Source organism: Mycolicibacterium holsaticum DSM 44478 = JCM 12374, assembly GCF_019645835.1.
GTDB classification, from domain to species: Bacteria; Actinomycetota; Actinomycetes; order Mycobacteriales; family Mycobacteriaceae; genus Mycobacterium; species Mycobacterium holsaticum.
On sequence record NZ_CP080998.1, the window covers coordinates 2,799,534 to 2,812,277 of the forward strand.

Genomic DNA, 12,744 nt, shown 5'->3' on the forward strand with positions numbered 1-12,744 from the left:
GCTACTTCAGCCCTGCGGCGTCCATACCGCGCAGTTCCTTCTTCAGGTCGTGGATCTCGTCGCGGATGCGGGCAGCCAGCTCGAACTGCAGATCCCGCGCGGCCGCCATCATCTGTTCGGTCAGATCCCTGATCAGATCCGCCAGCTCGGCGCGCGGCATGTTCGACGTGTCGCGGCCCTCGATGATGCCGGCGCTGACGGCGCGGCCGGGTTCGCCCTGTGCGCGACGCCCGCGCGACGCGTTGCGGCCCGAACCGCCGATCTCGACGGCTTCAGTGTCACCGGCCTCGCGGTACACCTGGTCCAGGATGTCGGCGATCTTCTTGCGCAACGGCGTCGGGTCGATGCCGTTGGCCTCGTTGTAGGCGACCTGTTTGGCGCGGCGCCGTTCGGTCTCGTCGATCGCCTCCCGCATCGAGTCGGTGATGTTGTCGGCGTACATGTGGACTTCGCCGGAGACGTTGCGGGCGGCGCGGCCGATGGTCTGGATCAGGCTGCGGGTGGACCGCAGGAACCCTTCCTTGTCGGCGTCGAGGATCGCCACCAGCGACACCTCCGGCAGGTCCAGCCCCTCACGCAGCAGGTTGATGCCGACCAGCACGTCGTACTCCCCCAGCCGCAGCTGGCGCAGCAGCTCGACCCGACGCAGCGTGTCGACCTCGGAGTGCAGGTAACGCACCCGGATGCCCATCTCCAGCAGGTAGTCGGTGAGGTCCTCGGCCATCTTCTTGGTCAGCGTGGTGACCAGCACCCGCTCATCGCGCTCGGTGCGCTGCCGGATCTCCCCGATCAGGTCGTCGATCTGACCCTTCGTCGGCTTGACGACGACCTCGGGGTCGACCAGGCCGGTCGGGCGGATCACCTGCTCGACGACCTCGCCGCCGGACTGGCTCAGCTCATACGGGCCGGGGGTGGCCGACAGGTACACCGTCTGCCCGATCCGGTCGGCGAATTCCTCCCAGGTCAGCGGGCGGTTGTCGACCGCCGAGGGCAGCCGGAACCCGAAGTCGACCAGGTTGCGTTTGCGGGACATATCGCCCTCGTACATGCCGCCGATCTGCGGAACCGTCACGTGTGACTCGTCGATGACGAGCATAAAGTCCTCGGGGAAGTAGTCGAGCAGCGTCGCGGGCGCCGACCCGGCGGGCCGCGCGTCGATGTGGCGCGAATAGTTCTCGATACCCGAGCAGAACCCGACCTGACGCATCATCTCGACGTCGTAGTTCGTGCGCATCCGCAGCCGCTGCGCCTCCAGCAGCTTGCCCTGACCCTCGAGTTCGGTCAGCCGCTCCTCCAACTCCTGCTCGATCGTGGTGATCGCATGCGCCATCCGCTCCGGGCCGGCCACGTAGTGCGTGGCCGGGAAGATCCGCAGCGAGTCGACCTTGCGGACGACGTCGCCGGTCAGCGGGTGCAGGTAGTACAGCTCTTCGATCTCGTCGCCGAAGAACTCGATACGGACGGCGAGCTCCTCGTAGCTCGGAATGATCTCCACGGTGTCGCCGCGCACCCGGAACGAGCCGCGGGTGAACGCCGTGTCGTTGCGGTTGTACTGGACGTCGACCAGCAGCCGCAGCAACGCGTCGCGGGGCACCTCGTCGCCGATCTTGAGTTCGACACTGCGGTCCAGGTAGGACTGCGGGGTGCCCAGGCCGTAGATGCAGGACACCGACGCCACCACGACCACGTCACGACGCGACAGCAGGGCCGAGGTAGCCGAGTGCCGCAGCCGCTCCACATCGTCGTTGATCGAGCTGTCCTTCTCGATGTAGGTGTCGGTCTGCGCGATGTACGCCTCGGGCTGGTAATAGTCGTAATACGAGACGAAGTACTCAACAGCGTTGTGCGGCAACATTTCCCGCAGCTCGTTGGCCATCTGGGCGGCCAGCGTCTTGTTCGGCTCCATCACGAGGGTGGGCCGCTGCACCCGCTCGATCAGCCACGCCGTCGTCGCCGACTTACCGGTCCCGGTGGCGCCCAGCAGCACCACGTCGCGCTCCCCGGCGTTGATCCGGCGCTCGAGTTCGTCGATGGCGGCCGGCTGGTCACCCGCGGGCGAGTACGGGCTGACCACCTCGAAGCGGCCGCCTGCGCGCACGACGTCGTCAACAGCGCGGTACTCGGAATGCGCCACCACCGGACGCTCGGTCGCGAAAGCCATATTCACCAGGGTAGAACCCGCCACCGACAGTTTCTGTTCCACCGCCGTCGCGGCACCGCAGTAGGCTGACCGCATCCACGCTCCCAAACACGAGACCTTCGATCTTGTCGCCCGCACCAACACCGATCCGAAAGGCATCGTGCGGGCGGTCGACGTCTACACCGTCGAACCCTGGGGCCTCTACATGGCCAGGCCCACGCCCGGTCGCGTCCAATTCCACTATCTGGAGTCGTGGCTCCTGCCGTCGCTGGGACTGCGGGCCACGGTGTTCCACTTCAACCCGGGCCACCAGCGTGACCAGGACTTTTACCTCGACGTCGGGCAGATCACCCGCGGCTCGAGGGTATGGCACGCCGAGGACCACTACCTCGATCTTGTGCTGCGCACCGGCATCGGCGCGCAGCTCTGCGACGTCGACGAACTGCTGACCGCGGTCCGGCATGGTTTGCTGAGCCCCGAAACCGGTGAGCAGGCGGTGCAGACCGCGGTATCGGCGATCGATGGGCTGGCGCGGCACGACTACGACCTGCCGCGCTGGCTGGCCGGCCACGGGATGACCCTCACCTGGCGTAACGGGTGACCGGTTTGGGACGATCTTGATCGTGATGGTGAAGACAGGGCATGACCCCGCCGTGGGGCGGGCGGTAACCTCTGGTCACATGAGCACCGCCGAGCACAGATGGATCGTGGTCGCGGCGGTAGCGGTGGCGTTGACCGGCGCGCTGGTGACACCGGGATCGGCGCTGGCTGACCCGACGGTGGATGCGCAGAACGGCGATCACGCGCAGGACGGTGCCGAGGTACTGCACAACATCATCTACCGGGCCCGCATCGACGGGGTTTCGCGCGGCGCGACGATCACCTACACCGCGCAGGGCAACCAGATCCAGTCCGCCGACCCGACCATGGTGCCCGGGCGGGTCTTCGAGGTGAACACCGTCCTGCCCGCGTCCAGCACCGCCAACATGCGTGTCACGATCCAGTGGCCGTACTCGGCGAACCTGCATTGCGAGATCCTGATCGACGACAAGATCGTCGCCCAGGGCGATGACTTCATCGGACCGACCGTCCTGCCCCAGCGCGACGATCCCGACTACGGCGCGATCGTCTGCGAGGCGCCGGTCAGCGGAGTTCCCAACGTGCTGCCCGCCGATCCGAACACACCGCCGGCAGACGCACCGCCCGACCCGAACGCACCACCGGCAGACGCACCGCCCCCGCCGCCGATCTGACGCGCTACGGCCGCCACCCGGTGGTAGTCGCCCACTGCCCGGCGCGCCGATACGCGTCGAGGAACCACGGCTCCTTCGCCCCGACGTAGTCGGAGGTCGTCGACGCGTGCCGCTTGGCTTGCAGATAGTCCTCGCGCACCCCGGGGTTGGCGCGAAGCCAATCGGTGAACAGCAGCGCGAACTGCTGGTTCGGCCACCCGTCGACGCGGATGTGGATGTGGGCCGGCCTGCCGGGATCTGCGGCGCAGTGAAATCGTTTGCGCCACTTGACCGGATCATCGGTGTGCGCTGTGTCGGCGGTGATGTCCTGCCGGCGCGGGAAGCCCACGTGGGTCAGCGGTTCGGCGAGCGCGTCGGCGTCCTCGAGCGAGGCGACCGTGACCTGGATATCGATGATGTCCTTGGCGTCCATCCCGGGCACCGCCGTGGAGCCGATGTGGTCGACACGCGAAGCCGTTGCCCCGCAAGCCATTTCGATGCGCTTGATGATGCGCGCCGCATCCTCGGCCCAGGAGGCCCGGTACGGCGCCAAGTGATGGGCTGCCGGTACGCATGCCCGCGTCCGGATGTTGTGTGCGAGCGGCAGCACGCGGCTGTACCAGAGGTCACGGGCCTTCTCGACGAGTTCGCCCTGGGAACCCGAGTTGTCCAGCAGCACATCGGCGATCGCGCGGCGCTGTTCTTCGGTCGCCTGCGCGGCGATCCGTGCGCGCGCATCCGCCTCGTCCATGCCCCGCTTGATCAGCCGGGTCACCCGGATTTCCTCCGGCGCGGTGACGACGACGACGAGCGGAAACATCGGCGCCATCCCGGTCTCCACCAACAGCGGGATGTCCTCCACCACCACGGTGTCCTCCGAGACCGCGGCGATGATCTCCTCGCGCCGCTTACCGACGAGCGGGTGCACGATGCCGTTCAGCAGCGCGCGGGTGTCGTCGTCCTGAAATGCCTTGGCGGCCAGCGCAGGACGGTTCAACGCACCGTCGGGTAACAGGATGTCCTCGCCGAACGCCTCGACCAGCTGGTTGAGCCCCTCGGTGCCGGGCTCGACGACCTCCCTGGCGATGACGTCCCCGTCGACGATGATGCCGCCGCATTCGCTGAACGCGGCGGACACCGTCGACTTACCGGCGCCGATTCCGCCGGTCAGACCGATACGCAGCATCCGCGCTTAGGCGGAGCCGGCGAGCTTCTCCCGCAGCGCCGCGAGTTGCTCGTCGCTGGCCAGCGAGCCACCGGCAGGAGCGTCGTCGCCGCGCGAGGTGCCGTTGGAGGTCGACGGCCTGGCCGCCTCCTCGGCCTCGGCGGCAGCGAACTTCTCCATCTGCGCGGTGTGCATCTTGTGCCTGCGCTCGGCCTCGGCGTAGCGGGCCTCCCACTCCTCACGCTGCTTCTCGAAACCCTCGAGCCATTCGTTGGTCTCGGCGTCGAAGCCCTCGGGGAAGATGTAGTTGCCCTGCTCGTCGTAGCTGTCGGCCATGCCGTACTTGGACGGGTCGAACTCTTCGATGTAGTCCTCGTTGGCCTGCTTGAGCGACAGCGAGATGCGGCGCCGCTCCAGGTCGATGTCGATGACCTTGACCATCGCGTCGTCGCCGACCTGGACCACCTGGTCGGGAACCTCGACGTGGCGCTCGGACAGCTCCGAGATGTGCACCAGGCCCTCGATGCCCTCCTCGACGCGGACGAACGCGCCGAACGGCACCAGCTTGGTGACCTTGCCCGGCACGATCTGGCCGATCGCGTGGGTACGGGCGAAGTGGCGCCACGGATCTTCCTGGGTTGCCTTGAGCGACAACGAAACCCGCTCGCGGTCCATATCGACGTCGAGCACCTCGACGGTGACCTCGTCGCCGACCTGGACGACCTCGGACGGGTGGTCGATGTGCTTCCAGGACAGCTCGGAGACGTGCACCAGGCCGTCGACGCCGCCGAGGTCGACGAACGCGCCGAAGTTGACGATCGAGGAGACAACGCCCTTGCGGATGGCGCCCTTCTGCAGCTGGTTGAGGAACTCGCTGCGCACCTCGGACTGGGTCTGCTCCAGCCAGGCCCGGCGGCTCAGCACCACGTTGTTGCGGTTCTTGTCCAACTCGATGATCTTGGCCTCGATCTCCTTGCCGATGTACGGCTGCAGATCGCGGACACGACGCATCTCGACCAGCGACGCGGGCAGGAAGCCGCGCAGGCCGATGTCGAGGATCAGGCCGCCCTTGACGACCTCGATGACGGTGCCCTTGACGGCCTCGTCCTTTTCCTTGAGCTCTTCGATGGTGCCCCAGGCGCGCTCGTACTGAGCGCGCTTCTTGGACAGGATCAGCCGGCCTTCCTTGTCCTCCTTGGTGAGGACCAGGGCTTCGACCTCATCGCCCACGGAAACGACCTCGTTGGGGTCGACGTCGTGCTTGATGGAGAGTTCTCGGGACGGGATGACGCCTTCGGTCTTGTAACCGATGTCGAGCAGGACCTCGTCACGGTCAACCTTGACGATGGTCCCTTCGACGATGTCGCCATCGTTGAAGTATTTGATGGTTTTGTCGATGGCGGCGAGAAAGTCCTCGCTCGAGCCGATGTCGTTGACGGCTACTTGGGGCGAGGTGACGGAGGGACTTGGCATGTGGTGGGTTGCTCCGGACAGGTTTGGTCGTAGGGACTGGGACATGAATTTTCTGGTGTTACCCGCCGAGGACGATCGGTAAGCCTGGAAAAAAGCCAATGACTTCCCAGACAGGTACCCGTCGAGGGTACTCGACTGACTCCACGCTGGACAAACCTGCTCGGCCTAGCGCGGGTCCCCACCGGCGGTGGAGCCCCCAATGCCCGCGCCGCCGGCCATGGCGCAGATCAGGGCCGCCACCTTCTGCAGGTGCGCCCGGGTCACCGGTCGGCTCAGTGCGATCACCCGCCAGAACACCAGCGCGGCGACCGCATCGAGGATGAGGTCACGATCGGCGCGCTCGGACAGTTCCCCGCGCTGCGCAGCGCGGTCCAGCACGATCTGGGCGCGGGCCCGTCTGGGTCGGCCGACATGGTCCATGAGCGCAGCCCCGAGGGCGGGATTGCGCTGCGCCTCGGCCAGCAGGTCCGGATAGATGGAGCGCACCTGCGGATCGGTCAGCCAGGCGTGCACCTCGTCGAGCAGCGCCAGGACGTCGCCGACCAGCGATCCGGTGTCGGGGGCCGGCGCACTGGTGACGCTCAGCGTGCGCATCAGCTCCACGGTCATCTCGACCTTCGACGGCCATCGGCGGTACAGCGAGCTCTTGCCGACGCCGGCCCGCCGGGCGACGGCCTCCATCGTCAGGCCGCGCACGCCGTTGTCGGCGAGTTCGGTGAACACCGCGGCCAGGATCGCGTCGGTCACCCTGGCGTCGCGAGGGCGCCCGACACTCACGAGGGTCCTCGCCGACTGCGCAGAAAGTCCTCGAAGCTGCGCGGCGCATTTCCAGTGAGCCGCTCGACGGCGTCGGTGACGCGCGACTGCGCACCGTCGCGCACGAGCCCGTCGAGGGCCACCAGACCGGCGGCGAACTCGGCGTCGTAACCGGCCCCGACGAGACGGTCGATGTAGCGTTCGGGCGCAACGGCGCGGTGGGTGACCCGCCGGCCGGTGACGTTGGACATCACCGCGGCGGCCTCGTCGTAGCTCAAGGCCTGCGGACCGGTCAGGACGTGCTCGTCAATTGTGCTACCCGGGGCGGCGAGCAGCGCGGCGGCGCACCGGCCGATGTCCCCCGCGTCGATGAACGCAAGCTTGCCGTCCCCGGTGGCGGTGATGAATTCGCCGGTCGCCCGGATGCTTTCGGCGAGCGGATGGTTACCGACGAAGTTCTGCATGAACCACGACGGTCGCAGGATCTCCCATTCCGGGAACGTACTGCGCACCAGCGCGTCGACCGCCCCGAGACCGGCGTCCCCGCAGGCCACCGCCGACGAGCTGAGCATGACGACGCGACGCACGCCGCTCGCCATGGCCAGCTCGGCGAACGGTCCGACCACCGTGACCGGGTCGGGGTGACCGATCGGCGCCAGCAGAAACAGGCGGTCGGCCCCGTCGAGCGTCGGGCGCCACGTGTCGTCGTCGAACCAGTCGAAGACGTGGTGCTCGAGGTCAGTCGGTGCCGCCGCCGCCCGCGTCGCCGTGCGGACCGACAGGTCCGGAAATCGGCGCAGCTCGTCGATCACGGCCGCTCCGGTGGTTCCGGTGGCACCGACGACGAGAACCGTCGTCCTCACTTCTCGCCCGCCACGTCGAAGGCCGCCATCATCTCGTCGAGCCCGCCCAGCGCCGCACCGGCGGCCAGCGGGTTCCAGTAGTCGCGATAGCCGCTGATGCCGTCGGCATCCACGGTGATGACGGCGACGTAGGCGATCTCGTACGGGTTCCCGGTCTTGACCGCACGCCCGCTCACCGCCCACTCGAGGATCACCGTGTCCGGGTCAGCGGTGTCGTGGCGGGTCTGCCGGGTGATGGCCGCGACGTCGAAGGTCTGCGTGTAGTCAGACACGTAAGCGCGCACCGCCTCGCGACCGTCGAGCTCCGGCCAGCCGGGCGGCGCGAAGGGGAACGACATGGTGCCGTCGGGTGCCCATTCGTCGGCGAACGCCTGCATGTCGTGGTCGAGCAGGGCGTGCTGCAGCCGGTCGATCGTGGCGTGCGCCCGGCTCCGGCGCCGCTGGTCGTCGAGTTGTTCCACCTCGGGGCTTCCTCTCATCAATTACGGACGGTACCGTCTCGTAATAGCGAGAACAGTGTCTTCGCCGCCGCTATTCCGGGCCAAACCGGCGCCGACCCCTGTACCGCGTCGAACTACCGGGCCGGCTGACGCCGGATCACCCGCCAGAGCACCAGGCCGGCCTGCAGGCCCAAGGCGACCGAGATCATCGAGATCAGCGTGGCAGGTAGCGCATCATCGCCGTCGGCGCCGAATATCTCGGCCACCCCGATCAGGCCCATCGATCCGGGCACCAAGAGCCAAAAGCCCGGCAGGATCATGGTGATCGCCGGCGGCGCCGGGCGCAGCCGCGACATCGCCAACGCCGCGACCGACAGCGCCAACCCTCCGCAGAAGCCACTCGCGTAGCTGCCGAACAGCAGATCGCCCAGGAATTGGGCGGCATAGGCGATCGCGGAGATCGAGACCAGCCACGGCAGAAACGAACGCGGCGGGGCCAGAAACAGCATGACTCCCAGCGCATAGACCACGACACCGAGCCACGGGGCCCACGGCCCGATCTTGTTGATCGCCTCCGGGCTCAACTGGCTCTCATCCAGTCCGAACACCTGCGCGGCGATCACGATGCCGAAGGCTAACTGCACGATCTGGACGAACCCGGCGATGAGTCGGCTGGACCCCGAAATGACATCGCGAGAGGTCAACTCGATGACCGCCAACGTGATGGCGGCGCCGGGCAGAAACATCGCGAGCGGAGGTATCAGGGCGCGCAACCCGACGTGATCGAACTCCAGGTAGCGCGCGCCGACGATACAGATCGCGGTGACCGCGAACGCGCTGATCACCGGCACCAGATACGCCAGCTCCGGGATGCGCTGCCCGGCCACCCAGAACAGCCCGACCATGACCCCGAGCACTCCTGCCACCAGCACGTTCAACGGCGTCGGTTCCAGCACCAGGGCCAGGCCGGCGCTCCACACGCCATACCCCAGCACGGTCACCCAACTCGGGTACGGCGGAGGCAGCGCCTCGATCCGGTCCAGCCGGGCCTCGCCCGCGATCGGGTCGACCCGCCCGTGCAGGGTGTCGGAGACCAGCCCGGCCAGGGGGAACGCCTGGTCGAAGCGCAGGTCGCGGCCGATCTGGGCGGCCTTGACCACCGAGCCGGACTCCGTGGCCGGGCCCACCACCTGTACGTGGTTGGGCAACGCGATGAAACTGGCGTCGAGCCCGTATGACGACGAGCACCGCTCGATCATCTGGCGGACCATCGTGACCGGATAGTTCGACGCCGCCATCGCGGCACCCAGCCGGGCGACGTAACCGATCCGCTGTCCGCTCATGGTGGTGCCGGGGCTAGTGCGCGGCCGCATCCCAACTGCGGCCGAAGCCGACAGACACCTCGAGCGGCACATCGAGCGGGTAGGCGTTGCCCATCCGCTCGCGCACCAGCTTCTCCAGGGCGTCGCGCTCGCCCGGCGCAACCTCGAACAGCAACTCGTCGTGCACCTGCAGCAGCATCCGCGACGTCAACCCGGCGTCCTTGATCGCCTGGTCGACGTTGATCATCGCCACCTTGATGATGTCGGCGGCGCTGCCCTGGATCGGTGCGTTCAGCGCGGCCCGTTCGGCGGCCTCGCGGACCTGCCGGTTGCTGCTGTCGAGTTCGGGCAGGTAACGGCGGCGGCCCAGCACCGTCGACGTGTAGCCGTCCTTGCGCGCCTGGTCCACGACGGACTGCAGATAATCGCGCACCCCGCCGAACCGGTCGAAGTACTGCTCCATCTGCACCTTGGCTTCTTCGGTGGAGATCTTCAGCTGCGCGGACAGACCGTATGCGGACAACCCGTAGGCCAACCCGTAGGACATCGCCTTGACGCGGCGCCGCAGTTCGGCGGTGACCTCGTCGATCGGCACGGAGAACGCCCGCGACGCCACGAACGAGTGCAGGTCCTCACCGGTATTGAACGCCTCGATCAGCCCTTCGTCTTTGGACAGGTGCGCCATGATGCGCATCTCGATCTGGCTGTAGTCGGCGGTCATCAGCTCGGCGAAGTCGCCGTCGGCTCCCCTGCCGACCACGAACGCGTCCCGGATCCGTCGCCCCGCCTCGGTGCGGATCGGGATGTTCTGCAGGTTCGGCTCGGTCGAGGACAACCGGCCCGTCGCGGCGATGGTCTGGTTGAACGTGGTGTGTATGCGTCCGTCGGAGGCCACCGAGTTCAGCAGCCCGTCGACGGTCACCTTGAGCCGGGTGGCGTCGCGGTGCGCCAGCAGGTGCTGCAGGAACGGATGGCCGGTCTTGTCGAACAGCGATTGCAGCGCGTCCGCATCCGTCGTGTAGCCGGTCTTGGTGCGTTTGGTCTTCGGCATCTCCAGCTCGTCGAACAGCACCACCTGCAGCTGTTTGGGCGAGCCGAGGTTGATCTGCTTGCCGATCACCGCGTACGCGGCCTCCGCCGCGTCGCGGATCTGGTCGGCGAACTCGCTCTGCAGCTCCCCGAGCCGCTCGAGGTCGACGGCGATGCCTGCGGTCTCCATCTCGGCGAGCACCCGCTGCACGGGCAGCTCCATGTTGTTCAGCAATGCCAGCGAGTCGATGCGCGCGAGCTCCTCGTCGAGCGCATCGGCGAGGTCCATCACCGCGCTGGCCCGCAGGATCAGCGTCTGCACGGCCTGGTCGTCCACGCCGTCGCTGTCATCGAGCAGCGAAAGTTGTTGCTGTTCAGGCTTTTCCGCGCGCAGTTCGCGTCGCAGGTACCGCAGCGAGAGGTCGTCGAGGGTGAAGCTGCGCTGTCCGGGCCGGACCAGGTAGGCCGCCAGCGCGGTGTCCGACGTGACGCCTGCGAGCGTCCAGCCGCGGCCTTCCAGGTCGTGCATCGCCAGCTTGGCTTCGTGCAGGGCCTTGGGCGAGCCCGGGTCGGCGAGCCAGGAGGCCAGCGCCGCCTCGTCCTCGGGGATCAGTGTGGCGGTGTCGAGGTAGCGGCCCTCGCCGTCGGCGGCGACGATCGCCACCGCGGTGGCGTCGCCGTCGAAGGCCTGATGCGTGCCCACCACGGCCAGGCCGAACCGGTTGCCCAGGCTGTGTTCGGCCAGCCAGCCGGCCAGCTCGCCCGGCTCCAGCGCCCCGCCGCGGATGTCGAAGCCCTGGTCGACCTCGGGATCGGCCGACGCCAGCGTCTCGAACAGCCGGTCGCGCAGCACCCGGAACTCCAGGTCGTCGAACAACCGGTGGATCTGGTCGCGGTTCCACGGCTGCATGCGCAGCGTGTCGGGGGTCTGGGCCAACGGCACGTCCTTGACCAGATCGGTCAGTTCCCGGTTGAGCACCACGCTGGACAGGTGGGCCCGCAGCGCATCGCCCACCTTGCCCTTCACCGCATCGACGTTGTCGACCAGCTCCTGCAGTGAACCGTATTCGGCGATCCATTTGGTGGCCGTCTTCTCCCCGACCCCCGGGATGCCCGGCAGGTTGTCGCTGGGATCACCGCGCAGCGCCGCGAAGTCGGGGTACTGCCGCGGGGTGAGCCCGTACTTCTCCACCACGGCCTCGGGGGTGAACCGGGTGAGCTCGCTGACGCCCTTGCGCGGGTACAGCACCGTGACGTCGTCGCTGACCAGCTGCAGTGAGTCACGGTCGCCGCTGACGACCAGGACGCGGTAGCCGGCGTCCTCGGCCTGGGTGGCCAGGGTGGCGATGATGTCGTCGGCCTCGAAACCCGGTTCGGCCAGCACGGTGATGCCGAGCGCGCCCAGCACCTCCTTGGTGATGTCGATCTGGCCGCGGAACTCGTCGGGTGTGGACGACCGGCCCGCCTTGTACTCCGGGTACTTGTCGACGCGGAACGTCTGCCTGGACACGTCGAACGCCGCGGCGATATGGCTGGGCTGTTCGTCGCGCAGCAGGTTGATCAGCATCGCGGTGAAGCCGTAGACGGCGTTGGTGGTCAGCCCGCCCCTGGTCTTGAAGTTCTCCGCCGGCAACGCGTAAAACGCCCGGTATGCCAGCGAATTACCGTCCAACAGCATCAATGTCGGCTTCTGCTCGGCTCCGGGAGCCGAACCCGGCTTCTTGTCTGCGGCGGTGGTGGCTGAGCTCACGGCCTCACTCTATGCACCGCCTGAGACAAGCAGTAGGCACCCTCGACCGCTTCTGGCCTCAGAAACCCAGGAACATCCGGAACTGCTGACCGACCTCCATCGACTGGCCGATGCGCACCAGCCAGCCGTCGAGCGCGGCCTTGGTCTCCGCCGAGCTCCAGCCCCGCTCCTCGGCGATGCCGATCATCCCGGCCTGATCGACGATCCCGCGGGCCTGCGCCTCGCGGGCCAGCCTGGCGTAGTCCTGCAGCGAGATGCCGTTGATGGGTTGCCAGATCGGATCGTCGAAGCCGCGGTGCTGTGCCGCGGATCCGCCGATCGCGGCGAGGTCGATCGGTCCGGCGGTGCGGACGTCCACGGTGTGCCGGGCCGAGGTCGCCGTCTTTGCTCGTTTTCCGGCACGACGCACCATCGCTTAGCCGACCCCCAATCTGCCCGCGCCAGATCGTGATGTATGCGCGGACGCTACTCCCGTAACCCGCATGTATGGCTGGGAATCGTCGAGGTCGTGGGCCGGCCGGGCGCGGTGACGACGCGATCCGGCGGTGGAACTGGAACACGTTTCAGTCTCAGA

Annotated in this window: 11 protein-coding genes; 2 read left to right on the forward strand and 9 right to left on the reverse strand. The window is 67.6% G+C overall.

Annotated elements, in window-relative coordinates; translation table 11 throughout:
• Position 1: 1 nt before the first annotated feature.
• Positions 2 to 2,161, reverse strand: a complete 2,160-nt coding sequence (uvrB, locus tag K3U96_RS13505; protein WP_069407016.1) for an excinuclease ABC subunit UvrB — start codon at positions 2,159 to 2,161, stop codon at positions 2 to 4.
• A gap of 73 nt (positions 2,162 to 2,234) precedes the next feature.
• On the opposite strand from uvrB, the gene K3U96_RS13510 reads away from it, so the two are divergent.
• Positions 2,235 to 2,741 carry a ribonuclease FAU-1 family protein gene (locus K3U96_RS13510; protein WP_205871098.1) on the forward strand — a complete coding sequence of 169 codons (507 nt, stop codon included), beginning with the start codon at positions 2,235 to 2,237 and terminating at the stop codon, positions 2,739 to 2,741.
• 79 nt (positions 2,742 to 2,820) lie between these two features.
• Complete coding sequence (locus tag K3U96_RS13515; RefSeq protein WP_220693319.1) at positions 2,821 to 3,393, forward strand: hypothetical protein; 573 nt, start codon at positions 2,821 to 2,823, stop codon at positions 3,391 to 3,393.
• A gap of 4 nt (positions 3,394 to 3,397) precedes the next feature.
• Here the strand turns inward: K3U96_RS13515 and coaE are convergent, their stop codons facing one another.
• The 8 genes from coaE to K3U96_RS13555 form a co-directional block, all read right to left on the reverse strand.
• Positions 3,398 to 4,558, reverse strand: a complete 1,161-nt coding sequence (gene coaE, locus K3U96_RS13520) for a dephospho-CoA kinase (protein ID WP_069407014.1) — start codon at positions 4,556 to 4,558, stop codon at positions 3,398 to 3,400.
• A gap of 6 nt (positions 4,559 to 4,564) precedes the next feature.
• A complete protein-coding gene (gene rpsA, locus K3U96_RS13525; protein ID WP_220693320.1) occupies positions 4,565 to 6,010 on the reverse strand; it encodes a 30S ribosomal protein S1 in 1,446 nt (481 codons plus the stop codon).
• Between the two features lie 165 nt (positions 6,011 to 6,175).
• Complete coding sequence (locus K3U96_RS13530) at positions 6,176 to 6,787, reverse strand: TetR/AcrR family transcriptional regulator (protein WP_220693321.1); 612 nt, start codon at positions 6,785 to 6,787, stop codon at positions 6,176 to 6,178.
• Positions 6,784 to 7,629, reverse strand: coding sequence for an NmrA family NAD(P)-binding protein (locus K3U96_RS13535; protein ID WP_220693322.1), 846 nt, complete (start codon positions 7,627 to 7,629; stop codon positions 6,784 to 6,786). Before K3U96_RS13535 ends, K3U96_RS13530 begins: the two co-directional genes overlap by 4 nt.
• On the reverse strand, positions 7,626 to 8,108 hold the full coding sequence (locus tag K3U96_RS13540; RefSeq protein ID WP_220693323.1) for a nuclear transport factor 2 family protein: 483 nt from the start codon (positions 8,106 to 8,108) through the stop codon (positions 7,626 to 7,628). The genes K3U96_RS13535 and K3U96_RS13540 overlap by 4 nt, the downstream gene beginning before the upstream one ends.
• A gap of 95 nt (positions 8,109 to 8,203) precedes the next feature.
• Positions 8,204 to 9,412 (reverse strand): threonine/serine exporter family protein, encoded by a 1,209-nt coding sequence (locus tag K3U96_RS13545; protein WP_220693324.1) that lies wholly within the window; start codon positions 9,410 to 9,412, stop codon positions 8,204 to 8,206.
• A gap of 13 nt (positions 9,413 to 9,425) precedes the next feature.
• A complete protein-coding gene (polA, locus tag K3U96_RS13550) occupies positions 9,426 to 12,170 on the reverse strand; it encodes a DNA polymerase I (protein ID WP_220693325.1) in 2,745 nt (914 codons plus the stop codon).
• Positions 12,171 to 12,228: 58 nt separating this feature from the next.
• The gene (locus K3U96_RS13555; protein ID WP_069406884.1) at positions 12,229 to 12,582 is read right to left on the reverse strand and encodes a hypothetical protein; all 354 of its coding nucleotides are present in this window, start codon (positions 12,580 to 12,582) and stop codon (positions 12,229 to 12,231) included.
• Between the last annotated feature and the right edge of the window lie 162 nt (positions 12,583 to 12,744).